This window comes from Desulfosarcina cetonica JCM 12296, from assembly GCF_001311845.1.
GTDB classification, from domain to species: Bacteria; Desulfobacterota; Desulfobacteria; order Desulfobacterales; family Desulfosarcinaceae; genus Desulfosarcina; species Desulfosarcina cetonica.
Genome location: NZ_BBCC01000015.1, coordinates 24,568 through 49,647, shown reverse-complemented (window position 1 = coordinate 49,647; position 25,080 = coordinate 24,568). Strand labels below are relative to the sequence as shown.

General features: G+C 52.2%; 25 protein-coding genes. 12 read left to right on the top strand and 13 right to left on the bottom strand.

Annotation, left to right across the window (positions count from 1 at the left end; all coding sequences use genetic code 11):
- Positions 1–23: 23 nt before the first annotated feature.
- The 4 genes from JCM12296_RS05500 to JCM12296_RS05485 all read left to right on the top strand — a co-directional run bounded on the left by JCM12296_RS05500 (position 24) and on the right by JCM12296_RS05485 (position 3,443).
- Entirely contained in the window at positions 24–845 is an 822-nt protein-coding gene (locus JCM12296_RS05500) for a radical SAM protein (RefSeq protein WP_054690803.1), read from the top strand.
- Positions 811–1,125: an SPASM domain-containing protein gene (locus JCM12296_RS05495; protein ID WP_083455869.1), complete on the top strand. Its 315-nt coding sequence runs from the start codon at positions 811–813 to the stop codon at positions 1,123–1,125. The genes JCM12296_RS05500 and JCM12296_RS05495 overlap by 35 nt, the downstream gene beginning before the upstream one ends.
- A 1,307-nt stretch (positions 1,126–2,432) precedes the next feature.
- Complete coding sequence (locus tag JCM12296_RS05490; protein ID WP_246804014.1) at positions 2,433–3,029, top strand: class I SAM-dependent methyltransferase; 597 nt, start codon at positions 2,433–2,435, stop codon at positions 3,027–3,029.
- Between the two features lie 162 nt (positions 3,030–3,191).
- A complete protein-coding gene (locus JCM12296_RS05485; RefSeq protein ID WP_054690798.1) occupies positions 3,192–3,443 on the top strand; it encodes a hypothetical protein in 252 nt (83 codons plus the stop codon).
- Between the two features lie 171 nt (positions 3,444–3,614).
- Here JCM12296_RS05485 and JCM12296_RS05480 read toward each other — a convergent pair whose 3' ends face one another.
- Together JCM12296_RS05480 and JCM12296_RS05475 are read right to left on the bottom strand one after the other, a co-directional pair.
- Entirely contained in the window at positions 3,615–4,301 is a 687-nt protein-coding gene (locus JCM12296_RS05480; protein ID WP_054690795.1) for a TVP38/TMEM64 family protein, read from the bottom strand.
- Positions 4,302–4,364: 63 nt separating this feature from the next.
- Entirely contained in the window at positions 4,365–4,814 is a 450-nt protein-coding gene (locus tag JCM12296_RS05475; RefSeq protein ID WP_054690792.1) for a DUF4231 domain-containing protein, read from the bottom strand.
- Positions 4,815–5,140: 326 nt separating this feature from the next.
- Here JCM12296_RS05475 and JCM12296_RS05470 point away from each other — a divergent pair, with 326 nt between their 5' ends.
- Both JCM12296_RS05470 and JCM12296_RS05465 read left to right on the top strand, forming a co-directional pair.
- Positions 5,141–5,596 (top strand): hypothetical protein, encoded by a 456-nt coding sequence (locus JCM12296_RS05470; protein WP_157067394.1) that lies wholly within the window; start codon positions 5,141–5,143, stop codon positions 5,594–5,596.
- 55 nt (positions 5,597–5,651) lie between these two features.
- Positions 5,652–6,089: a HAMP domain-containing protein gene (locus JCM12296_RS05465; protein WP_054690789.1), complete on the top strand. Its 438-nt coding sequence runs from the start codon at positions 5,652–5,654 to the stop codon at positions 6,087–6,089.
- A 182-nt stretch (positions 6,090–6,271) separates the two neighbouring features.
- Here the strand turns inward: JCM12296_RS05465 and JCM12296_RS05460 are convergent, their stop codons facing one another.
- The 11 genes from JCM12296_RS05460 to JCM12296_RS05410 all read right to left on the bottom strand — a co-directional run bounded on the left by JCM12296_RS05460 (position 6,272) and on the right by JCM12296_RS05410 (position 17,402).
- Complete coding sequence (locus JCM12296_RS05460) at positions 6,272–6,886, bottom strand: flavin reductase family protein (protein WP_054690788.1); 615 nt, start codon at positions 6,884–6,886, stop codon at positions 6,272–6,274.
- Positions 6,887–6,914: 28 nt separating this feature from the next.
- The gene (locus tag JCM12296_RS05455; protein ID WP_054690786.1) at positions 6,915–9,035 is read right to left on the bottom strand and encodes a TonB-dependent receptor; all 2,121 of its coding nucleotides are present in this window, start codon (positions 9,033–9,035) and stop codon (positions 6,915–6,917) included.
- Positions 9,036–9,150: 115 nt separating this feature from the next.
- Positions 9,151–9,669, bottom strand: a complete 519-nt coding sequence (locus JCM12296_RS05450; protein ID WP_054690783.1) for a helix-turn-helix domain-containing protein — start codon at positions 9,667–9,669, stop codon at positions 9,151–9,153.
- Between the two features lie 258 nt (positions 9,670–9,927).
- On the bottom strand, positions 9,928–10,464 hold the full coding sequence (locus JCM12296_RS05445; protein ID WP_054690781.1) for a ferritin-like domain-containing protein: 537 nt from the start codon (positions 10,462–10,464) through the stop codon (positions 9,928–9,930).
- A gap of 52 nt (positions 10,465–10,516) precedes the next feature.
- Positions 10,517–10,927, bottom strand: a complete 411-nt coding sequence (locus tag JCM12296_RS05440; RefSeq protein WP_054690779.1) for a hypothetical protein — start codon at positions 10,925–10,927, stop codon at positions 10,517–10,519.
- Complete coding sequence (locus JCM12296_RS05435) at positions 10,917–11,255, bottom strand: carboxymuconolactone decarboxylase family protein (RefSeq protein WP_054690777.1); 339 nt, start codon at positions 11,253–11,255, stop codon at positions 10,917–10,919. Before JCM12296_RS05435 ends, JCM12296_RS05440 begins: the two co-directional genes overlap by 11 nt.
- Before the next feature lie 89 nt (positions 11,256–11,344).
- A complete protein-coding gene (locus JCM12296_RS05430) occupies positions 11,345–11,878 on the bottom strand; it encodes an XRE family transcriptional regulator (RefSeq protein WP_054690775.1) in 534 nt (177 codons plus the stop codon).
- A gap of 153 nt (positions 11,879–12,031) precedes the next feature.
- Positions 12,032–13,510 (bottom strand): hypothetical protein, encoded by a 1,479-nt coding sequence (locus JCM12296_RS05425; protein ID WP_054690773.1) that lies wholly within the window; start codon positions 13,508–13,510, stop codon positions 12,032–12,034.
- Entirely contained in the window at positions 13,503–14,498 is a 996-nt protein-coding gene (locus tag JCM12296_RS05420) for a hypothetical protein (RefSeq protein ID WP_054690771.1), read from the bottom strand. The genes JCM12296_RS05425 and JCM12296_RS05420 overlap by 8 nt, the downstream gene beginning before the upstream one ends.
- Positions 14,488–15,045: a hypothetical protein gene (locus tag JCM12296_RS05415; RefSeq protein ID WP_054690769.1), complete on the bottom strand. Its 558-nt coding sequence runs from the start codon at positions 15,043–15,045 to the stop codon at positions 14,488–14,490. Before JCM12296_RS05415 ends, JCM12296_RS05420 begins: the two co-directional genes overlap by 11 nt.
- A complete protein-coding gene (locus JCM12296_RS05410) occupies positions 15,039–17,402 on the bottom strand; it encodes a hypothetical protein (RefSeq protein WP_054690767.1) in 2,364 nt (787 codons plus the stop codon). Before JCM12296_RS05410 ends, JCM12296_RS05415 begins: the two co-directional genes overlap by 7 nt.
- A gap of 927 nt (positions 17,403–18,329) precedes the next feature.
- Between JCM12296_RS05410 and JCM12296_RS05405 the strand changes: the two genes are divergently transcribed.
- From JCM12296_RS05405 to JCM12296_RS05380, 6 genes are all read left to right on the top strand, one after another.
- Positions 18,330–18,950, top strand: coding sequence for a Tle-like phospholipase domain-containing protein (locus tag JCM12296_RS05405; protein WP_054690765.1), 621 nt, complete (start codon positions 18,330–18,332; stop codon positions 18,948–18,950).
- Between the two features lie 505 nt (positions 18,951–19,455).
- Positions 19,456–20,268, top strand: a complete 813-nt coding sequence (locus tag JCM12296_RS35980; RefSeq protein WP_172683777.1) for an alpha/beta hydrolase — start codon at positions 19,456–19,458, stop codon at positions 20,266–20,268.
- 324 nt (positions 20,269–20,592) lie between these two features.
- Positions 20,593–21,258, top strand: a complete 666-nt coding sequence (locus JCM12296_RS05395) for a cobalamin B12-binding domain-containing protein (protein ID WP_054690761.1) — start codon at positions 20,593–20,595, stop codon at positions 21,256–21,258.
- 4 nt (positions 21,259–21,262) lie between these two features.
- A complete protein-coding gene (locus JCM12296_RS05390) occupies positions 21,263–22,318 on the top strand; it encodes a uroporphyrinogen decarboxylase family protein (protein ID WP_054690759.1) in 1,056 nt (351 codons plus the stop codon).
- Between the two features lie 573 nt (positions 22,319–22,891).
- Positions 22,892–24,403 carry an ATP-binding cassette domain-containing protein gene (locus JCM12296_RS05385; RefSeq protein WP_054690757.1) on the top strand — a complete coding sequence of 504 codons (1,512 nt, stop codon included), beginning with the start codon at positions 22,892–22,894 and terminating at the stop codon, positions 24,401–24,403.
- Positions 24,404–24,409: 6 nt separating this feature from the next.
- Entirely contained in the window at positions 24,410–25,069 is a 660-nt protein-coding gene (locus JCM12296_RS05380) for a hydrogenase iron-sulfur subunit (RefSeq protein WP_281491930.1), read from the top strand.
- Positions 25,070–25,080 lie beyond the last annotated feature (11 nt).

Genomic DNA, 25,080 nt, shown 5'->3' with positions numbered 1-25,080 from the left:
ATACTGCCGGAAGGAATCACACGGTGGATATTTTTGCTGCGGCGGAGCATCATTTCGGACAGGTTCAAGTGGAAATGACCAGTCGCTGCAATTTGCGCTGCCGGACCTGTCTTTATCCCACCTATGCCCGCCAGTGGATTCCGCTGGACCTCAATATGGCACACTTTAACCGGGTCCTCGACGTCGCACCCCAATGCGACGCCATCCACCTGCAGGGGTGGGGAGAATCCCTTTTGCGGGACGACATCGTCCATCGGATCAGGGATGTGACCCATGCCCGCGGTCAACCAACATTGGGAAGCAACGGCACCATCATGTCGGCCCAGCTGGCCAGGGGGCTCGTGGATGGCGGCCTGGCCTCCATGACCTTCAGCCTGGCCGGACCCGATGCCCATAGCAACGACCGGCTACGGGGCTCAGGAACTTTTGCCAAGGCCGTGGCCGGCATCCAAACCTTTATCGCTCAGCGGTCAGCAGATAAAATACCATCGGTTCTCATCAACTACCTGCTTACGCCATACAGCTATCCACGTCTGCCCAAAGCACTGGCCCTCGCCAGCCGCTTGGGCGTGGACACCCTCGTGGCCACTCACCTGGTGCATGCCGTTACCGACGATCAAAAGGCGTTATCCAGTTGCGAGGAGAGCCGGCAGCATGCCTGGGTGTTTTTTCGAAGTCGGTGTGCCGTACTTTGGCGCAAAACGCAGCTGATCCTACCAGATGTCCGGCCAAGTCCCATACCCGTTTGCATGAAAAACCCCATAAAAATTTTTCGTAGGCGCGGATGGCTCCGTTTCCCCATGCGTATATTTGTGCCCACCCATCGATCATGCTCGGCCGGTTAAAGGACAAGAGCCCCGACGCGCACCGAAGCGATGGGTCATGGGGAACCTGGCTCACAACAGTGTGGAAGAGATCTGGAGTGCGCCTTCCTATGTTGCCTTTCGGAAGCGGTTTTCCCGGCGTCTGGATCTGTATGAACGTCTCATGCCGCCCATCCGGACCGATTTCGAAGGTCTTTCGAAACTGGAACAGGCCACTGAAAAAATCGCATCCTATTTTGCCACACCTGAATTTCAAGCGCCTGAACCGTGCCAGGGATGCCCCCACCTGTTTGGGTATTGAAATGCGGGTAAAATGGATCGATTCTTTGGAAAGCCAAGTTGTTCACAAATTCGTTCGACAATATCCTGTCGTGTCAAAAGATGGAAACCAAGGGGCTCTGATATCTCTATAATTGATATTAAAAATATCAATTTGATTTTTTATGGAAATAACCAATAATAACTCGCGAGGACACTGCACTGAGCTGGACTGTTATTTCTACGCTGATCTGAATCTCTATTCCTCAAATAAATATGGCGAGACCGTTTTAATAACGGTCTCGCCATATTTATTTGAGCCCCCCTGACCGTCCACATCCAGGCTGCATCAGCTAGGTGTTTCACCAGGTTCTGCCTTTTTTGTTTTACGGAGCCGGAATTACACCGGGCCGCCCGATGGCGGCCCGATGAGGCGGAAAAGAATTGGACTACGTTCCATTTCAAAACGTTTGAGGTGTTATTCGATCGGTTGCGGTTGGCAAAGGTGACCCGATTCCATGGCCACCCGCCCGCAACCGCCACAAACATATTTCATGGCGGCCAATTTATCTTTACAGATATGCCTGGGGTCTACTTGAGGGGCACCGCAAAAACTGCAGTTTTCAGTATCACTGCAGGGGTTGCACAAATGCCCCGGAGAATCGGCGACGGCGCCGCAACTTTTACATGTGTAAGCCATTGTTATGCTCCTTTCGCGATGAGCAGCAACCGTGATCCATACATGCCTCTCGTCATGCGAAGTGGCGTTGGTTCACGGACCGGAAACCTGAAATTATTTTATCTGTGGCGATTTCCCGAAATATACATGGGGAAATCTTCAATCTTCCTAAGAAATGGGCACCACATGAAGGATTGTCAAACCGACGGAGAAATGGATCCAGGGGGGTGGCTTCTTGATGGGTTGTCAACTTATGCATTAAAATTGAGATGAAACGAATAGGTAAATCACGAACAACTCCGTCGCCTTTATCGTCTGGTATCGGTCAAGGCTTTGGCTGACGGGCTAACAGTGCCCATCCAGAAATAATCCCTGTAACGCAATTCATTTTTTCGGCTCTTTAGTATTGGTGGAAACACCAAATCCCTTCATAAACCCTCGCGCTACCCCCCTCCTCTCCTCGGACCTCTGTAGTGGTTACCGCTACAGGGGCCTGCCTTTCTCTTTATCTTTATTGTAAATCCCTCTGGATCTGCTACAAATCGATCGGCTGGCGTGGCAAAATGGAAAAACCGGAAAATGTGTGTGAGAATCGCTGCATGGCACCCTTTGATGAGGAAAATTATTTGGTAGCGCGGACGAGGGAAATCCTGCCGGGGGCATGTCTTGACATGACGGAATTACCCCACTGCAGGACAATTTCGCTCTACCTGCTGAATCAGGCATATCCTCAGTTGGAATTAAGCGCAAAAGAGGCCCGACGCCTGATGGAAGAGCCGATGTTCTGGATCTTTTGCTGGGCGAGCGGGCAGGCCATGGCGCGTTTCCTGTTGGAGCACCCCGAATGGGTGGCCGGCAAACGGGTGCTCGATTTTGGCTGCGGCTCCGGCGTCGCGGCCATTGCCGCTGCAAAGGTCGGTGCGGCAAAGGTGTGGGCCAGCGATATCGATCCGTTGGCCGTCCAGGCAACAACGCTGAATTCCCGGCTTAACGCGGTTTCCGTTGAGGTGATCGGCGACTGGTCCGCCTGCACGGAAGCCGTTGATCTAATTCTGGCCGCGGATGTCCTCTACGACAGCGCCAACCTCGCCTACCTGGATCGTTTCCTGAAACGGGCACCGGAGGTACTGATCGCCGATTCAAGGGTAAAAGATTTCGATCACCCACCATACCGAAAAATCGGTCAATTCCGGAGCACCACCCTCCCCGATCTGGCTGAGCCCGCTGAATTTGGCGTCGTGAACCTGTATCATGCCAAGGTCGCCTAGCCGAAAAGCCGGGCCGCCCTTCCACCGCTCAGCCACCCGCCAACCCATGCATGGTAGTTTCTACCTGTCATTTTACCATCAATGCATTCGCATTGGATTGATGGCAGAAAGCCTTACCCTGAACCTTGTGCAAAAAACTACCATCGATAAGGCAGAATACCCATGATGAAACGTTTGCTCAAGGCAGTGCTCCTGATGGTGCGATATGCAGCTTACCGTGTCAGGTACCTGAAATTATATTACTGGACCGAAAAACAACTCTTCGGCTTGAAAGCCATCAATCCGATGCCGGATGGCTATTACTGTTTCATGTATCGTCTGTGCATGCGGCTGGTAAGAGAAAAACGACTCTTGAAGTTTGCCGACTGGCTGATCCACCGGATTCCCTATAATGTCCGTTGCAGCCTGGCCTAACGCGGCACGTTTGACGGATTCGTAAGAAGCCCGCGTTACGCGAATCCGTCGGAGCTGCGGCTTTCTCATAGTATTTAAGATAATGTTTTTGGCAAGGCCAGAGGGAGGAAGCTGTATTAACCATACTGCGACGACCGATAACGCAGCCCAAAAACATCATCTTGAATACTATCATCCGGTTGGCGATCGCACCATCTTTATGATTCGGGGGATGAAGAATGAGAAGATGAAGAGTGCGACGGAAAAAAGGACCCGCCAGCTCAACAATGCCGCCCAATCGCCATCGACCCAGACGTCCCGTAGGGTCCCGATGAGAAAAGTGAAGATAAAGGTGCCCACCAGAATTCCCAAACCGGTTCCCGAAAAATAATCCCGGAAACGCACGTTGGTCAATCCCATGCCAAAATTCATCGGTGTAAAGGGAAAGTAGACCAGCCGTAAATAAAGGACCGTGGCGAAACCGTTACGCGCGATGGCGTCGTCAAACCGTTTCAGCCGGCCGCCGATCAGGCTGGCGGCGAAATCCCTTCCCAGATAGCGTCCGATCAAAAAGGCGAGGCTGGCGCCAAGCATGGCCCCGATCCAGGCCACCGCAAACCCCCAGTAAGGGCCGAAGAGCGCGGCGCCCAGGGCCGTCAGCAGCGTTCCGGGAAGAAACAGGCATACGCCCGCGGCATAGATGAACACGAACACCAGCGGAGCCCAGAATCCGGTATCGGTCAGAATCCGCTGGAGTTGCTCGACCGTCAGGTAGTGTTGCACGGATGAAAAACGGACCAGGTAAACCCCCACACCGATAAACAGGACCAAGAGAATAGCCTTTGTCAGCACGCGGTGATTCCTGGGTTGATGTGTCATGGTTGTTTCCTGTTGACCCGATGCAGCCATGCCTGGGCCACATCGGCTTCCCATGCGTCCGAATCAGGTTTTGTCGGCCGCAGGAAGGGATTGGGTCGTTCCGGTTCGGGTATCCTGGGACCAGTTGCGGTTTTCTTTGGACAGTAAGTTTTCCACGCGTTGGACCAGAAGCGGAAAGGCTTCAGGGGCCGTATAGGGATCCGCTCCGGTCAAAAACAGGTATTTCTCGTGTTTGAGGGATTCACAGATCGATCGATAGTCAATCCAGTTTTCCTGGTACTGCCCCAGACTTTGAAACGCGGCCAGGACCACCACCACGGCTCCGAGCAGGCCCACAAGAAATGCGACACTGGCATAACTACCGGCAAAACCGGCCATAAAGGGAACCAGGGCGGCGCATACGATTTCCGCGTGGCGAAGCCGCCTAAACGCAAGCTGGGCAGCCTTGCTTCTCAAATCGTACCAGTTGATCTGATCATCGACCCGTTCCTTGAGATATTGGTCTCGCTCCATTGTCTCCTCACGCGCATCCGATCATCATTTTCCCGCCATGGCCAGCCAGACCCGTTCCAGGGATGCGATTCATTCCAGGAGGCCGGCCCCAGGGTTTGAAGCGGTATTTTCAAACACGAGTATGGAGATTTGCCCATGGCGTGTCAATTCTTTTGATACCGTCCCCCCTTTATCCGCAATCCTCTTGAAATGCGGGGCCCGCTCGGAGTAAGCTCGTCGGCAACCACTTGACCGCAAACGACGTGGCCCCCATTCCATCCAACCGGACTTGGACCGACAATGCCTGCTCGGTCGTTTATCTTGCAGTCATTGCCCAAGGAGAGACGATGACCCAAAGACCGCACCTACGGATGAAATTCGGCCTTAAATTATTTTTTAGCCATTTCCTGGCCGTCATTTTGGTATCCGGCAGCATCGGGACCTTCTTTTATTTCAATGCGGTCAAAAGCCTGGTGCAAAGCCTGCAGTCCCGCCTGAAAAACAGCGCCGCCCTGCTCAGCCAAAGCATCGATGCCAAGGCGCTCGACGGTATCCGGTCGGCCGCCGATACCGAAAACCCCATTTATCGCCGCACACTGAACGCCCTGAGACGGATGCGCCGTTCCAACCCCGACATCGCTTTTCTCTATATCATGCGTCACGAGCAGGGTCGGATCACCTTCGTGGTCGATTCCGACGAAACCGACCAGCAGGCCCTTCCAGGACGGGAATACACGGAGGCGCCCGAGCTGCTGCTGTCCGGGTTTACCGAACCGGCCGTGGACGATCGACTATCGCGATGAATGGGGGGTTTTTCTATCGGGGTACGCCCCCCTGCGCAATGGCGAGGGACGCTATTTGATCGGCATCGACATGCGGGCCGATGAAATGGATCGGAAACTCTATGAAATCCGCCTGGCCGGTCTTTTGTCCTTGTTGGCGTCCCTCCTTTTGGCCCTGCTCTTCGCATTGTATCTTTCCCGCGGGTTCACCGGGCGCATCAACACCCTGATCCGACGATGTCAACAGATCACCCTGGGGCGCTACGACGAGACCCTTCCCATGCAAACGTTCGACGAATTCGACGAGCTGGTGGAGGCATTCAACACCATGTCCGTTGAACTGGCGCAAGCCATTATAAAGCGGATCAGGCCATCGACGCCTTGCGCGACGCCCGCGACAATCTGGAACAACGCGTCAGCGAACGGACCCAGGCCCTCGAAACCGCCCTGGAAAAGGTGCAGGTGCTCAGCGGGCTGCTGCCGATTTGCGCTGCATGTAAAAAATCCGCAATGACCAAGGCTACTGGCAGCAGGTCGAACAATTCGTGTCCATGCACACCGGCGCCCGGTTCAGCCACGGTCTGTGCCCGGATTGCGCCACGAAACTATATGGCGATATCCTTGCCAAACACGAAACCAAGCCGGAAGTGAAGGATTCGTGAGGTTGGCGGAAAATGTTCAGGGGAATATGCCTGCTCATGGGGTTTTCTGGTATTTTGCCGCCAACGGATCCTGGCCATTTGCGAACATGGCCCCGAAGGGAACGAAGTGATCCATATCCGCAACGGTGCAAAACCGCATGCCCTTATGGGTACCGGCCATCATCAGCGGCCGGGCTTTGTTCACGTCGAATTCGCCTTCGGCGTCCAACACCGCGTCGGCCACTTCCAGTCGGACAACCCGGCCCATGACCAGAACATACTGGGGTTCCTCGTAAAGTTTGAACAACTCGCACTCCATCCAGGCATAACCGCCGGCAATGCCGGGCGGGTCGATCATTTCCGAGGGTTTCTCGGCCAGCCCGGCCAGTTCGAACTCGTCCGCTTCGGGCGGAGAGAAACGGGCCGTGGGAATCACCTTGTCCGAGAAGTCGGCCCCGACCATGTTGATCACGAACTGGCCGGTATCTCTGATATTGACCAGCGTGTCACGCTTGAGCGCCGAGGCGATACAGATCAGGTCCAAAGGCCGCAGAACGGGCATGACACAGGCGTAGGGGGCGATATTGCGCACGCCGTCTTTGCTGATCGTGGAGATAAACGCCACCGGGAGCGGAATCAGCCCTTCGCGCATCATTGGTTTTAAAAGCATGTCGTGTCTCCTTGTTCTTTGATTACCATTAAAATTCGAGCCGAACCCCGGCGATCACCATGGCACCGGGCATGGGATACCCCTCCTCCTCTTCGTAATCCTCATCGAAAATGTTCTCCGCACCGATTTCGAGATCCAACTTGAGGTTTTCCGTTGAAAGCAGGCGGTAGGCCGCCGTGGCATTCACCAGGGTATAGGCGCCCAGGGTCTCCAGGCCATCGGTGCTGAAATGATCCCGCTCGCCGACATGGTTAAGCCAGCAACGCAGGCGCAGCTTCTCGTAGGTGTAGTCGATCCCGGCGTTGAACAGGGTCTCCGGAAAATCGGGAAGCTGGTTGCTCAACTGGTTGTCGATGTCATAAGGATCGTCGGATTTATCGCCCTCCTGCCAGGTGAAATTGGCCCAGGCACGCAGCCCGTATGGCAGGTTGGCGGAGATTCCGGTTTCCAGGCCTTTGATTTCCACCTCGCCGATATTGTAATAGACCGAACCCACGCCACGAATGCTGGTCGAGGTGATGTAATCGTCGATATCATAGTAGTATCCGCGGAGGGTAAGTTCGAAGATCTTCCCGATGGACTGGACATAGGCAAGTTCATACTGGCGGGCTTCTTCCGAATTGAAATCCGTGTTGAAGTATCCGGTGCCGTTGTTCAGATACCACCAGAAGTACTCCGGGGAAGTGGGGTAACGATGGGTAATCCCGAAGCGGGCGGTGATGGCTCCGTCCGTCCAGGGGCGATAAGTGATGGCCATCCGGGGATCCAGGTGGTCTTCGTTCAAGTCGGTGGGTTCCGCTTGCCACTCGAAGCCGAACGCCTCCGGATCCACGCTGTCGGCCCGGAACCACTCCTGCCGGAGCCCGAATTCAAGGGTGAGTTGCGGCATCAGGGTCCAGGTGTCCTGAAGGTAGAGGGCATGGTAGGCCATCAGATTGGGTTGGCCTTCGAAGCCCTCTCTGACAAATGTAAAATAGGGGGAATAAATCGCTCTACTGAAGTAGGCGGTATCGATATAATCGACCTTCTGGGCGCCCCATCCATAGTGCCGGGTCTCGCCGCCGGCCTCGATATGGTGCTCGAAAATCTTATATGCCAATGCCGCCTGCAGGGACCAGTTGTCATCCTCGGCCTCGGTTTCGCGCTGATAGATCTTCTTTCCGGTGTCCGCCGCGTAATATGTTTCCGTGCGGTCCTGATTCCAGAGACGGTAGTCCACCCGAAACCGGCCCGCGTCCATGGTTTTCTCGATAAAGGCGGTCAGGCTGCGGTTTTCATCCTCGGTGAGCGTCCCGTCGCCCCAGGCCAAGGCGCCATTTAGCAGGCGGCTGCTGATACCCGGCCCACCGAGTTCCTTCTCCTCGGCATCCGGCTCGCCGCTGTCGTAATAGGGGCTGTCCGGCTGGTTGTACACCGGATTGCCGTTCTCCTTGTCCGAATAATCCACCCCACCGCCGATCTGCCAACCCGCAGGCAGGTCGAACGTCAGTAACCCCGAGAAGTTGTCCCGGTCCATGGTGTTGTTGCGCAGGTAACCGTCGCTCTCGAAGTGCCCCGCCGAAAAAACCCAGCCAACCTTTCCCACCTTCCATGAATGGGCCACGCTGCTGTCCCAGGTATCATAACTGCCATAGGCCGTCCTGGCGACGGTTTCCGGATCATCCGTGGGCGTCTTGGTCACGATATTGACCACCCCGCCCAGGGTGTTGCCGAATTTGGCCGGGCCGGCTCCCCGGTAGATCTCGATCCGTTCGACATTTTCCGGCGAGAGGATACTCCAGTCGATGGGACCGTTGCCGTAGGATCCGTCCCGGTTGAGCGGCACGCCGTCCTTGGTGATGCGCAAGCGGGTTTCGTCAAAGCCCCGCAGGCGCAGTTTACTGCCATCGCTGCCGGAAAGAGAGCTTCTTCTCAGTTGGATGCCGGCTTCGTTGCCCAGCGCATCCAGAACCGAACCGGACACATTCGGTGCCTGAATCGTCTCGGCCGTAACCACATCCTTGCTCAACGTGTCCGTTCTTTCGGCCGATACGGTAATCTGTTCCAGTTCGGTCGCCGATCCCGCCTCATCGCCTGCTCCGGCAAAAGCCGGGACCACTGTCATGCCCACGCCCAAGACAATCCATCCGATCCATGCCGTACACCTCATGCAGCCACTCCTTTCTCTCCACGCAATCCAAATAAAAAACCACGAAGCGCGCGTCCTTTAATAAAGGGACACGACAACCTTCGTGGTCGTCAGCATGCCGAAACAGATGAACGGGTCAGGGCAGGTTATGATGCATCAGCAGAAACTCGGCATCTTCCAGAATGTCGATGCGGTGCTCGTGCAACGCCTTGAAGCGGATCGCCATATCGGGCCCCAGGTCGTGGGATTCTCCCCGCACGGTGATCCGGATCGTTCCGCTGTTCACCAGGCAGACCTCGGCGGTATTCTCATGGTAGCCGGGTTCCGATATTTTACGAATTCCGGCGCCTGCCTTGAGACGGTAAATCTCGAAATTGGAAAACCGGATATGCGCGCCTTCAAGGCCGTCATCCGCGAACGGTGCGGTTTCGCCACGCTCGCAATGGGCCACCTCCGCCATGCGGATCAATTCGCTGGCAGGCAGTTGAAAGACACGGCTCAGCGCCCCGAGCGTTTCGATGGTGGGATTGCCGTTACCCGATTCGATCTTGGCCACCGTTACCCGGGTAATATTTGCCCTTGCGGCCAGTTCCTCGGCCGTCAGCCCCCACTTCATGCGGAGTGCCTTGATAATTGAGAAGTCAAATTCTTTCATGGATCATGGGTGTTCGTTTCCAGGCCATATATATTATAGTTTATAGTCTGTCAATTTTATTTTCGGAATCCTATCTGATCACCTAGATGATCAATAGACTTCCCAATCAATCGTTCCGCATATTCCGTCAACACGTTTGGCTTCAGGCGACGGCCCCGTTCCGGCCCGCCATGACAAAGTCATCGGTGGGCCGGAACGGGGCGTTAGGATAGATGGGAAACGCAATTTAGGCGATGGCGAGGAAAATCGTCTTTCTGTTTACTCACCTTCAGAGGCAACCACAAAGCCGCTATTTCCAAGACCGGTTGCGGACGAGGTACCAGCAATCCGGGCCAAATATGAGTCGCCCAACCGTTCGATGTGGTCGCCGACGTTGTCGAAATAGTTCATGTGAATCTGCTCTTCATCGATAACGGTCTCAAAAATCTTCATGGTCGTGCTGTCCCCATTATCTCGGCAGACCTGGAGAAAACCGTTATAGGCATCGATGGTATCATCCTCCAGTTTTGAATCGAATGGGAAAACGCCCTCGACTTTCTGCCCCTTGGTTACCTTTGCCGCCAAATCCGAGGTGGGTTCGCCGCCGAGTTCCTTGATGCGTTCGGCAAACATTTCCGCGTGTCTCATTTCGTCGATGGCGATCAATTTGATCTTGGCCGCCAGTTCACCGTAATCCATGTCATCCAGGTTATAATGTTGGTTCATGTATTGGCTTATGGCGTGCAATTCCATGGCCCTGGCCTGGTTCAGCACCTTGATCACTTCTTCTCTTCGCTCATCTTTGTTTTTTGCCATTGTGCTCTCCTTTTCATCTCAGTGTGTTTGGAAAAAATGGAGCCGTGCTACATTATCTCGATCTCGAGACCCGGTGCATTCTCCAAGGATTCAAGCCGTTACCACAATCGCCAAAAACTTTATCGCCCTGTTTTTCGCCTCTGGCTTTTTCCATATGCCGAAGCGTGGCGAACTCGCGTTCCAGATCCTTTAGCTGAAGGTTTTGACCGATTTCCGCCAGTAGTTGTTTCGGCTCCATGGCACCACGCTCCTCCAGGAGCTTAAGTATCTGTGACTGAAGTGGGGTCAACGTGCGATTTTTTCCAGCGTGTTTTTCGTAGGTCTTGGCACTGTGGACCGCCCATGGATCGCACGTTTTCATGGGCGAAAGCGCATCAATGCAGCAATCCTCACAAAGCGTCTGCCCCAAGTGCTCCCGTTCTTCTCCAGGCTTGATCTCCTGGTTGCAGCGATCACACTTCATGTTGACCTCCTGGTGCCTTTTCCAATTCGTCCATCAGGTACAAGGCACAATAGGCAGCTGTGGGGCCGCCTCCGATGAGAATTGCCACACCCGCGGCTTCCAAAATTTCCTCGCGGCTGGCACCCAGCTGGAGAGCGCCTTTCACCTGCTCACGCAAACATGGCTCGCAACGCAATGCCGCCGTTACCGCCACCATCATCAGTTTTTTCGTTTTCGCGTCCAGAACACCATCGCTTGTCGCAGCTGCCTGCAGGCCACGAAAAGCCCCCATTACAGACGGGAGCTCTTTTTCAAGGGATGCAAGGGCGTCTTTCAATTCCGGTTTCATGTAAAAACCTCCTAATCAAAAAATAGACCATTCGCGTTCGCATTTGTGCGATGACCTTCGTGGTCCATGGTTACAAATACGCTGCCCTATCAAAACGATTTGTGATTGTGATGGATCAAAAGAAATTCAGCCGTTTCAAGGATATCGAAGCGGTGCTCCTGCAATGCTTTAAACCGTATTGCCATACCCGGTCCCAATTCATGGACTTGCCCGGCCAAGTATACCTTGATTTTTCCGGATAGCACCTTGCACACTTCAGCGGTGTTTTCATGCCGTTCTGGTTCGGACATCCCGCGAAGACCTTTTTCTGCCTGGATGTGATAGATCTCGAAGTCTGGAAACCAGGTATGAGAAACGTTTCTTCCTTTTTCCTTAAATGTTTTCACCGTGCCTTGCTCGCACTGGGCGACTTCAGCAAGCCGTATCAACTCGCTCGAAGACAAGTTAAAAACGAGGCTCAGGGATTCGATCGTATCCAATGTCGGATTGCCGCAACCGCCTTCGATCTTCATGATCGTCGCTCTTGTCAAACCGGCCTTCTTGGCCAGTTGGTCGGCGGTTAGCCCCCATTTCATGCGAAGGGTACGGACGACCGAGAAATCAAATCGTGATAAATTCGTCATCAATTATCCTGGTGTTGAAATGTAGATTATAATAACCATTTTGCAAAATTAAATCAACCCATCGGATTGTTGGCAAGAAAACCATCAGGGTCTTTTTATCCGATCGCCACTGGCTAACGAGCGTACGCGATTGGGTGAGAGCGTGGTCGTTCTTTATTGTTTAACCTCTACCCAGCGGTAGGTGGCGGGATTGTAGGAATAGACTTTGCCGCTGGCAGTCGCGATATACGCCTTACCGCCAGTTGATCGGGCGTAGATTTCCAGGCTGGCAATCTGATCGGTCATGGCCGACTTCCACTGGCCGCCAATCTTTTTGTTCACCGAGACGTGGCCATCCTTGAAATGGACATAGGACTTGAGCTCGACCCGGATATTCATGGGTATGTTGGTAATGTCATCCAGTGCGCCCATGTTCCAGCGGACCTTCCCGGGCTGCCGGCCGAAATGCGTGACCCCGAGGGGCAGTTCCGTCTCCACATCGTCGCCGTACCTTTTCTTGATCTCACTCTGGGTCTTTTTGTGAGCCTCAACCGACACCTGCATCTTGTTGGACTTGCCGTTTTTGCGACGGTGTTTTGTTTCCACCTTTTTAAAATCGCTTTTGAACTGGTCAGCGCACTCCCGGGCAAATCCATCTTCAGGCGTTTTGGCTGAACCGCCTTTTTTCCGTGCGGCGGCGGCCATCATGCCTGCCGCCATAGCCGCCCCCTTGTAATTACCTGCGGCCATCTGGGTGCCCACGTCGGTGATCCCGAGAGCCGTGTCCAACGCGCGCAGAACCCGGCCTTGGGGAATGACATTCAAGGCCCGCTGTAGATCTTCCTTGGCACCGGCCCAGGTGCCCTTGGCCAGCCCTTCGCCGATCCGGCGCGTATCGAGAACGCCCATAGGGATTCCCTCCGCTACACCCATGGCCAGATCAAGCACATCCAGGGCCGAGGCGCCCAATGCGCCCAGGATGGGGCTGCCCCCACCCAGCACATAATCTTCCAGCCGGCCTTTGAGCTTTATATTGGCCGCCCTGCCCTGGCCGAAGAACTCGCCGATGCCTCTTTCGGCGCTCTGTAGCACGCCTTCAATGCCACCGGAGCCCTGAATTTGGTTCTGAGCACCAGTCATCCGGGTCCGATCCGGCGGGGTTAGCTGCCCAGTTTCCGGTTTGACGGTCTCGGTTTTGGTTCCCGACGATTTGTCTGTAGTGACTTGTGGGGATTGCGCCGTGGTGCGGTCTTCGACCACCACTGGATTTTTCGGCAGCTTTGCGGTCTGCTTCTCTTGGGTCTGCTGCTGGGGCTTTTTCTTGTCAATGCGCTGGCCAGGGGTTTTGGCCTCATCCCTGTGCAGGGCCTCCACGACATCCTCGGGGAAATACCACTCATCAACGGGCATCTCGGTTTCGGTGATGTTGCAGGCTGGATCCCTATAACGGGCCGTCACTTCGTTAAACTTCCATTCGGCCGCTTCCAGCGAACCATATGTCCTCGTAATATCCGAGGTCATCTCTCCCTTGGGATTATAACCTTCGTTGATAATATGGTACGCATTCTCATTGTCCTTAATAATTGAGACCCTGATACTGCTACCCGAATCGAAGGTGAACTCGAAAGTCCGAATGGCGCCTGGTTTACTCATTGGTAGTCCGCATGTATTCTTCTGCGTTCAGCTTAGCCTCAAAGCGGCTGAACGCAGAACTTTTTAAATCCAACTGCAAAAATTCATAGCGTGCCTGACTGACGTCCTGGTCTTTTTTTCCAATCAGCGTCGCGTTAAGGCCAAGCGTGGCCAGCAAGATCCGAGGCGGTTGGCCGGAATGCTCGATGAGCCGATAATTGTCGGCCGCTGCCATCAGCTCGTTCAGCGAAAAGAAACTCAGCGGCGACGGTACCCGCTCCAAGACATTGATCGCCCGCAGTAATGGACTTCCCAGGGACTCTCCCAGCACCTCCAGGTGCTGCTCGTTGAGATAGCTGTCATGCCAGACATCTGCGGTAAAGTGGAACCGAAAGGCGATTACATCCGTGAGGCCAGCCGGCGTCGCCGTACGCTCCGCGTCCGGTCCCGCATTGTTGGCCAACAATGTATCGTGTGGTGTGGCATTGGCCGCATCAGAGTCGCTACGGTAGTCCATCTTGAGGCTGTAACTGAAGCTCTGAGCCGCCGCAGTGCGAGCACTAGCTATCTCCCAGTTCAGGTGCCCCACCTTGACGGACCGGGGCAGTTCATACCAACGCGAGTGCCACTTGCAGGTACCCGTGCCCAGAGAGACCAGCGTGGGGATACCGTCGATTTCGAACGCCTGACAGTTTTCGAATGTGCCCCGGTTGAAGTCCTCGAACCCGGCCAGCGTGAAAACCCGGTGTCGGTAGGGATCGGCAAAGATCCCCGGCAGCATCTCTTTCTGGACTCCGATGCTGAAGAGGGGGTCGTTCTGACGGGGCAGCAGGTCGAGCAGGTTGTCGGCCTCGATCAGCAGATCCAGGTCCGCGATTTCAATCTGCTGCTTTTCCTTCAATTCGGGTGTTCTTGCGATAACCGGCGCCAGGGATGCCAGGTTGACGGCATCATTGGCACCTTTCAGATAAGCCGGTAGATCTGCGATTTGATTGACATCAATAATCATCGTGCACCACCTCTTCCAAGATATCAAACCAGAAATCCACTGTGATATCACTGCTTACACCGCTGCCGATACGCACCCGGATGCAATCGTCTGCGGTGCGGTAATGTATCTCCTCTGCGATGGCCGGAAACTGGATATCCAGCCCCACGCTGCCGGTGATGATATCCACCAGTTCGTTTTGCCAGAGTATTTCCGCCCCCCTGATCCGTTGAGTATCAGTCCCCTCCACCGCCCTGCGTTCGCTTGTCAGATGCGAAGCCGCCTCGTCGGTGAAGCTTGTGGCCCTTTGGTCGTCGTAACTATTGACCAGCCGGTTGTCGTAGGCATAGCCCACATCCGACGCCTGGTGGGTGATGATACCCTGGGTGCCGAAGGAGTTGATGTGGGAATAGGAGGGGATAATCAACCCGCCGCCGGTGGAGGTGGAGAGGGTCAGTCCCAGGCCCACCGGCTGAAGGCTCAGCGACACACCCAGGGAGTTGGCTGCCGCGAGGGAATAGATGTTAATGCTTCCGGTACCGGTAAACCCGCTGCCCGTGGCTAACAAAAGGGGAAAAAAAGGTCGATGAGGTTGGTACCCACGGCGCCTAAATCATTGGCGGATAGGGCGTCGAGCAGGTCCAGAAGGTCTTTGGTCACATTGTTGTATCCGAACGGGCTGGAGTTGACCGTGGTCATGCCGTGCACCTTCAATACCTCCGGGTCGCTCAGCCCACGCCAAGCCCGCACGAAACCGCTGTACAGGCGGTTGTTTTCATAAGTGGGGATCAGGGCCGAGTTGGGGCCCAAGAAGGTCTGCTCTGCCGAGGACAGCAGGTTTCCGCTGCTCGAGAACGCATTGAGAAAGACACCGGCTGTGGTGCCCAGTTCATAGGCCGTGTAGAGTACATTTCCGATCATAGCATTGCTGCGCCAATGGTTGTTCTCTTCGATGGGCGACAGGACCTCCGTGTGCTGGCGGGTTTCCTGGTTACTGAAACTGTCGAATTCGCCAGGTTGGTTGTCTCCCTGCCAATCAGCGGAACCGGTGATCCCACTGCCGGTTTCGCTTTTACGCCATCCGGAGCTCCTATTATTACCGTGGGTGGTGGTATGATTGTCTTTGGCACCGCCCACGGTCTGGGTGAGCTGCTCCTCGACCGCCCGGGTCCGGGTATTGCTCATAAGCTTGGCTGCCCCGTCCTGGATCAAGTCCAACAGACTGTTGGCGCGGAATATTTCGAACTTGCGTCCGCCGGCGATCTGGCGTTCGATACTGAAGTTGAATCCGTGTTGGCCAAGGGCCGCATAGTCCTCCGCAAGGTTTTTGCCGATGAGGCGGTAACGCAGCCGCTTTACTATCCGCTTGCGCGAAACCCGGGGATGCAGGGAGACATGGGCCGACTGGATGAACTCAAGCTGCTTGACCACCAACTGGCCCGGCTTGGTATCTGCATTGGTCCATTCGATAGCAAAATAGGCGGCCGTCGAGGCTCGACGAAACCGGATCCCCTTGAGGTAGTAGGTCAATAAAATTTCGGAAAGCTCGTCGATTTCGACATCGGCCAGTAAACGCGCATGTTTTCCTCCCAAGGGCACCTTTAGGGGAGAAACGCCGTCCAGGGGATCGAGTTCGAAAACGCGGATGCGCAGCTTTTCGCAAAAATCGATGTTTTCGGGTATCCGCAGGACGTATTGGCGCAGCATATCCTCCAGGATATCACGGGGAATATTGGAAATGGCATTGGGATCAAACGTACTGTTGGGAAAAAGTAGGGCCCATTGATCGGCAATTCGGCCGATATCCTCGTTCAGGTTCTTTCCTGGCACAAAGGGAATCAGGGCTTTGAGGCCGGCGATACAGCGCAGATGATCTTCGGCTTGTTCGACATACATCACGATGCTTTCGCCCGGTTTAATGGGTTTGCTGATAAAACACTCCTCGGTCCGTCCACGACGTCCGTTCACGTATTGCCGGGACGCTCCGAACAGGCTGGCCGCTGTGAAATCGATATAGGTATTGTCGCTCTGCTGACTGTGCTGTAAAAAGTTGGACGCATACCGATGCAGTACAGTATCCAATGTCGCGGCCGAATCGTCCGGCCGTTTGGGTCGGTCCGGTCCCAGACCCAGCAGGCCGAACGGTACGGGAGGTCGATAGCGTGTCTGCTCCCGATACGCATAGACGTAGAGTTGGGGGATGATGAATCCATAGCGGATGCTCAACCCGGCAGTGATGGCCGAATCCGCCGCGCCGATCTTTACCCCTGTAAGAAATTCGGGAAAATCGGAAAAGTAGAGGATAATGGTGTCGGTATATGTGGGATCGATCTTGATGTAGTGGAATTTGGAGTGGGAAACGATTTGCTGGCGTGTGGTTGAGACTTCGGCATCGATGAAATCGTGCCGCCGAAACATTTCAAGGCTGTCAGCAGTGTCGGAGATGGCCGTGATTCGGATCTCGCGCGGCAATCCGAAATTGGCGCTGTTTTCCCCATGCTCGTTGACATTAAATGGCAAATAGGGAAACCCGGCAAGGCACAGTCCGCCAATCAGCGCTTTTTGGCCGAGCCTCAGTCGCATGGTCACCGAGAGGGAGCGTCCCAGATCGGTTGTCTTGATGCTGCCGGCAAGTGCAAACAGCGATACCACCGGCGACAGGATCGGAAAGGGGCGCTCGCCGCTTATGGGCAGTGTGTCCATGCCCTCTCCAGGACGGATATCGATATTGCCCACGCGCATGGATGGCAGGTAAGAGGCGTATTGGGCCTGGCTGACGATGGCGTTGGCATTGGGATGCAGGATCGACTCGTATGTCATACCTTGCCGGCGCGACCCAGAAGACTCGTCCACGATTTTTACCGCTTTTATCTCAAGGGCTTCACCAACACATGCACGCAATGGATAAAACACGTTTTTATACATGATACCTCCACCTGATCAGTGACCACGCTATCACTGGGTAAAATCGCTGATGGTGTCTGAAACGGCGCCAGGCTGGGAAGAATGGGGAGTTGAATTGCCTGGCCATTGCCCCACAAATGAAGATACGCAATTCAGGGCAGAGACAAAGGCCGGTTATCTTTCAGGCTTGACGATCAATGGTGACGAAGCATTGTCTTCTATGCGTTCGAATCCGCCACATTGTCGATATTTGCATTTCTGTATGTTGAATCGAATCGACCAGTTCAGAGCAAATCCGGATTATGGAAGCTATCGAAGCGAGGCTCAAACCAAGCGCTCAGGATTCTGAATGGTGAGTAAACGAATTGAACAAACTATAAGCTTGGTGTCGAGCTTGCCGTCCGGAATATTATCTGAAATTGTACGACGTGTGTTACCGTTCTGCCTGTTTCAGTCTCAAACGATGAACTTCATCCCATAATTGACATTGGTTTACGGTTGAAATAAAAAATAGGCATGCCAAAAGGGAAGTCAACCTTTAGACCATTCACCGGATAATGGCGGTAATACAGTACAGGTGAGCCTGTAATCGGGTATCTTGTGGTGTATTGTTATGTGTATATATTTTGTGTCGGCTGTGAACAGACGTTTGGGGATGCCGAATGATCCGAACCGTTGCAAACGATACCATGTTGTTACCTCTCAAGAAGGTTAAATATCCGTCAAGCATGATCATCTCAAATCTAATCCAATCTATTGAGGGAACATAAAATGAGCAATAAATCCAAGGCGGCAATTTTAACTATTGTTTTGTTACTTACCGCCTCCTGTGGGATTATTCGAACACGATATGCTTCCTGGAGGTACAAAAGCTTTGGCAATGATACAAAAAATCCCGATTTTTGAGATGACAAATATCTCTATGATATAGCCGACAGATTTGGACTGATGGCTCACTTTGCTCAGGTTGCATACAGAGATGACTTGGTAGTCAAATCAAAAGAGTACTCTCAAAGTGGAGAATTGAAATCCGTCAAGATATCGGAAGACAATCTGGATTCCGCTTGTGACTATCTCTCACCAGAAGTGCCGATTCCGACCTTTGGAATGCCTTACCTGTTACCTTCTGATCTATCGCTTCCGGATGAAGCCGAACAGATCGGCAGGTGGTCGCGATGGCGGGGTAGCAGCCATATAGCGTCTGAACCATGCTACGATCATAACGGTTTGTTTTATGAAACCTATATTTATATTAGTGGCAGCACAATACAGGAAGCGGTTATTGCTTTCAGAGGGACTGAGAACACCGGCTCCCAATTTTGGCATGATTGGACAACAAACCTTGCCAACTTTTTTGGCTTCGAGCCCAAACAATATAAAATAGCAGCAGAAAAAATCCCCAAAGTGATTGAAGCGCTAAAATCGGAGAATCCAAAGGTTGAAATATACGCAACAGGGCATTCATTGGGAGGCGGTTTAGCCAACAAGCGGGTTATCTATCAAAAGATATCAAAGAAGTTTTCACCTTTAACACAAGTCCAGTCACCAACTGGACCAGCCTTGCATTAGAGGGGAAAGTCCAGAAAGCCTTCCCAGTATTTCATCGGATTTATAACGGTGGAGAAGCACTTGGTGGTGTTCGAAGTATTGCGACGCTTTTTACCAAAGCACGTTACGGAAGACATGATATTGGCATCCAAGTGAAGCCGAAAAAGATGATTGCTGGCCATTCTATGACGCTGCTCAGTTGCCATTTTGCATGTTTAATTGAAGATAGGGATAAAGTTGCCAAGCATAAATTCACGCCTAATTACGTACGAAGTGAATTGATGGATGAGGATGGCATTTGTAAGGGGTATGTGGATTTTGGCAAATGTGAGTTGAGCGAAACACCATAGATGAATCTCAGGGATTCTTTAAAAAATAGCAACCTCTATCAGAGAAAGGTATCCATTATGTTTATAAATATTATTATATTAACGTCTCTTGTTATTACCCCAATCTTTATCAGCTCTTGTGGAACGGAAGCTTCTGTTCAACAAAAAGATCAAGTGGATATAGCTACACCGATCAATTGTTTGGGAAAAAAATAAGTAAAAACAGTAAAAATACAACAAAGCCTGGATTGATTACTGAAAACAATCATTTCTACGGTAAAAGTTGCTATGCGGAGGTCATAAGCAATATTTTCGAAACATCGACTAAACCAATTGTTCTATTTGTACATGGCAGAGGAAAACATCCAAGCAAAACAATAAAAGAGAATTTAATTAAAAATATACGGGACCAATACAATGTTTCTGTTCTATCATTCACCTGGCCTTCTTGGGAGGGGCCCTCAGGATTTCCAGATACTAGCGCCATGGATTCCAGCGATGAGCTAACAGAAATAATCAAAACTTTATACAGGGTTAAAACAAATGGAGCTTACAAGAACCCTCTTTCAATGTTAACTCACAGCATGGGATCAATCGTTCTTCAAGGTATAGTTGAAAAAGAATTAGATAATACTTTAACAAAAAACATATTCAAAAACATCGTAATTAATGCTTCTGCATCCAGCCAGAAAAACCATGGAGAATGGATCAGTAATATTGATTTTGCAGAAAACATATATATCGTCTCCAACACTAATGATAAGGCGCTTTTATGTTTAGAAGGCAAACCCAAGATTGTATGTAAGTTTCTATGGCATTTCGACATGTCTCCAAGGTTAGGGAGAATCGATAGTAGTAATATTGATGACACTGCCGCCAATGCACATTATGTGAATTTCACAGACAAATTGGGCAAAAAACACAGATACTATATAAACCAAACCAATTCACCCAGTGTCTTTAATTTCTACAACACCACATTAAATGGAAAGAACTTTATTGCTAATTAATGCCTTGAAGCAAAGATACCTTGGATTCCTATAAAGGCACAGGTCAGTGGAATAAAGCGCTACCCATTGCGTCTTTCGATAAATCCAGACCACCTTGACCGCACATTGGATGGTCTTGAGCATTACCACGCGTTCATACAAAAGCCGGTCTCGATATTCGCAATGATTTCAATTTGTTATGAACGACCGCCATTTCGCCAACTATCTGTTACTACTACAGATATTAACTAAATCCGGCAGTACTCACATTGCCAGCCCGATTTCAAAACGGGGAAACTTTAGATGATCTTAAACACTGATATTAAATGTTAAGGCGGTGCCCGAATGGTGGACCTAAAAGAAAACCAAAAGCTGTATCAGCAGTTGAGCCAGGCCGTGCTCGACTATGATGATGTCCTTAGCAAGCAGCTTTGCAAAAAGGTGATTGATGCGGGGTTGGACCCTGTTTCCGCGATCAAACAGGGGCTGACGGCCGGCATGGCTAAGGTCGGAGAATACTACAAGGCCGGCAGATATTTCATCCCGGAACTGCTGCTTTGCTCGGATGCCCTGTATGCGGGTCTGGATATTCTGAAACCCCATCTTAACGCGCAAAACCAATCGCAACAAGCGGGGAAAATCATCATCGGCGTCGTTGAAGGCGATATCCATGACATCGGCAAGAATCTGCTCAAGGCCATGTTTATCGCTTCGGGCTGGGACGTCTATGATCTGGGCAAGGATGTCTCCTGCCAGACATTTGTTGAGCAGACGAAAGCGGTTCAGCCGGATATCGTGGCCCTGTCGGCACTGATGACAACCAGTATGATGGTCATGCCCATGGTTATTGAGAGCATCCGAGACCTGAACCCTGATATCAAAGTCATGGTTGGCGGTGCCCCCATGTCACAGGACGTGGCCAGAAAATTCGGTGCGGACGGGTATGCACCGGATATTGTCGCCGGCGTCAATGAAGCCGAGCGCTTAATGTCCTCTACAACACAGGAGTAAGACAGTGGACGACTGGTGGGAAAAACTCGCAGCCACGTATCGCTTTGACCCGATGACGACGATGGCCCTGGGCAGCATCGATACCGGCTTTACCAGTGTTGCGGCAGGGTTGTCCGTCGCCGATGCGTTTAAAGATCCGGAAAAAAGCTTTAACGCCAGGCTTGAGGGAGAAAAGCGTTTCGGTTTTGCTCCCCTGCCCCGGATCCTCCGCCATACCATTTTAGGCGCCCATGACTTCGAAGGGGATGTCCGGCTGCCATCAAGTCCACTTGACCAGGCCATGAAAGTAGTTGCCCACCCGGTCAGTGACGAATCAGGCGTTCTGGCACTCGAGGCACCGGACCCGAAAACCGCCGGGGGAATTGAAACCGCCATGCAGTTCTCAAGGCTTCAACATCGAACCGGCGGCATTGTCTGGTTTCACCACCGTTCACCCTTTACCATGGCGGCCAATATCTGCGGTATGGAATGGTTTGGCCGATGGATGATCAGAAAGCCCGATCTGTGTGACCATTTGATTGACATGGCGTTTGACCATATCTTCAACGTGCTGGATTACTGGATCGAGACCTTTGGCAGTGAAAACATCGCCGTGTATAACAGCAGCCCCATGGAAAGCAACCAGCTGATCTCCCCCAAACATTTTGAACGCTTTGCCCTGCCGAGTCATCAAAAATATATCAACCGCTTAAACCGGTCAGGAATCACGCGGTATTTCTTCCATATCTGCGGGGAGCAAAAGCGAAACCTGCCCTATCTTTCAAGCATAGCCGACTGGCACCATCCGGCCATCATCAGCATCGGCCATGAGGTGGAGATCAGTGAGGCAGCCCGTTTTTTTCCAGAGGATATTATTTACGGCAACGTCGATCCCCAGATCATCCAATCCGCTTCTCCCCAGAAAGTAGATGAAGTTTGCCGGAAAACCCTTGAGCAAGGCAAAAATGTTGACGCGGGTTTTATTCTGGCGCTGGGATGCGACCTCCCGGTGTTTGCACCTGTGGAAAATGTCTATGCGATAAAGCATTCCGTAACAAAATTTCAGGAATCCATAGTCTGATTTTAGGCTGGCGGAAATAAATAATTGCCCCAGATCGCGCCGGATTTGGGTTCGTCTACAAGGCGCCGCCACCGGTGCATATCGGGAATATGTGCCGGTGGCGGCAACGCGGTAGACGGGCACAAAGACAAGCAGGATGGTGGAATTATTTCTTTCCGCCAGCCTTAAGTGTATTTTTCTCACTCAACGGGGAATAGCGAACCCGTTTTGTATTTGGCAATGGTCTGCAGGCTGAATTGCGTATTCTACCCAAAGCTTACGCAAATTTCCTGTCATTGAATTTGACAGAGCTTTCTGTAGTTGATATCTATTCAGATACTCTCAATTAAGTACGCTGATGTGACCATCGATAAAATGCAAAGGAGCTATCGGGATGAAGAGATAGGATCGCCAGAACCACACCGCGTCTCCAATCAAAACAGTATGGGGACTCAGCCAAAAGGCATATATGCCTTTTGTGAGTTTTTCGCTGGTGTGTGTTTTTGCCATATTTCTTTGACCCGTTGCTCAATTACATACTTCATTTTTAACAAAAGCCACGGGTAACCGTGGCTTTTTAATTTGAGGATACCGATGGTCGACCTATCAATCGTATTTCAGGATGTCTCATTTTCATACGACAAGGCAGCACACCCGCTATTCAATCATCTGTCTCTGCACCTTACCAAAGGGTGGACAGGAATCGTTGGTGCCAATGGTGTTGGGAAAAGCACAATTTTAAAGCTTGCCACCGGAGAGTTGAAACCGCTAACCGGGCATATCGCCGTTCCCGAATTCGCGATTTACTGTCCACAACGTACGGATACGGTCCCCGATCATCTTCATGCATTGGTGCATGCCATGGATGGAAGTGCCTTTGAAATCAAGGGACGGCTTGGTGTCGAAGATGACTGGGCCGATCGTTGGGCCACCCTTAGCCATGGCGAGAGAAAACGGGCCCAAATTGCTGTTGCACTGTGGCAGGAACCACAAGTGCTGGCGGTAGACGAACCCACGAACCATCTTGATATCGACGCACGGAACAAGTTGTTCACCACACTTACTGCCTTTCAGGGTGTCGGCATACTAGTATGCCATGACCGCGAATTCTTGGATGAACTGTGTCATCAATGCCTCTTTGTCGAACCACCCAATACCATATTGCGACCCGGCAACTACACGCAGGGGTTGCAGCAGTCAGAAAAAGAAGAAATTTATGCTGTAAAGCAGCGCCAACTGGCGAGGCTCGAATTATCCAGAATCAAACGCGAGGCGACCAAACGCAGAGATGCTGCATCCAAGGCGGACATAAAAAGATCAAAACGCAGGATTTCACGCAAAGATCACGATGCCAAGGGAAAAATCGATCAGGCACGTGTAACAGGGAAAGATGGCATTGCCGGGAAACAGTTGAATCAACTGTCGGGAAGATTGTCCCAGGCCCAGGTGAAACTACAAAATACCAAAGTGAAAAAAAAATATGCCATGGGGATCTGGGTGTCTGGTGAAAAATCCAAACGCAACACCCTGTTCAGCCTGAATGCCGGATCACTTAGCCTTGGAAGAGGCAGATGGCTGCACTTTCCCGACCTGCAAATAAAACCCGACGACCGAGTCGCACTGACCGGCCCAAACGGTAGCGGCAAAAGTACAATGATCGACCATGTCATGCGTTCGCTCAATATTGGCAAGGATCGTATCATCTATATGCCCCAGGAGATTGACATCCAAGAGTCACAGGATATCATGGTCAAGGCGAGAATGCTGCCCAACGAAAGACTTGGGCAGATGATGACTGTGGTCAGCCGTCTGGGATCGCGCCCCCACCGCTTATTGGAAAGTATTGAACCCAGCCCCGGCGAGATTCGGAAAATACTTCTTGCAACTGGGATTGCCAACATACCACACCTTATCGTCATGGATGAACCAACAAACCATCTGGATTTGCCATCTATCGAATGCTTGGAACATGCCTTAACCGATTGTCCCTGCGGCTTGCTCCTGGCAAGCCATGACCAGCGTTTTTTAGATGTGCTAGCCCGACAAAGATGGCATATTTCAGAGGACGGAAGAAAAGGAGGAGACTATATTTTAAAAATACAATAAATCAAGGTGATCCGCTTGATGTGCTCCAGCAGGGTTGATCCGCTGTTCATCTTCAGATCCTTTTTGAACGGCATGGATGGCGTCTTCATCGGCGGCTGCTGGCCGGGTGAATGCCACTATTCGACCGAAGGCAACTATGACGCCTTGACCAAGAAGTATATTTACAAAAAACTGCTGGCCCACATCGGCATCAACCCCGATCGCTTACGCCTCGAATGGGTATCCGCCTCCGAGGGGATCCGTTTTGCCGAGGTCATGAACGACTTTTCCAAGCAGCTCATCGATATGGGTCCCATCGGCAAGGCCGAAGGGTTGACCGGCGATGAATTGAAATCGCGGCTCGACGTGGCCGCCAGCCTGGTCCCCTACCTGAAGCTGGTTGAAAGAGAAAAAATCCGGGTCCGCTTTAAAACCGAAAAAGAGTATGAAGAATATTTCAACGGCGACGAATTCTCCAAGCTGTTCGATGAGATGATAGCCCAAAAAGTGACGACCGGGCAGTTGATCGCCCTTTTGCGAAAGCAGGATTGTACCATTGGCGACATCGCCCAAGCGCTGGCGTTGGATCGGTCAGTGGTCACCAAACAGTTGCATGCATCGATTCGACAAGGTTTCATCCATTTCGATGCAGACAACAAACGATACTGTGTGGGCAGTCAGGGATAGGCCCAGGCGTG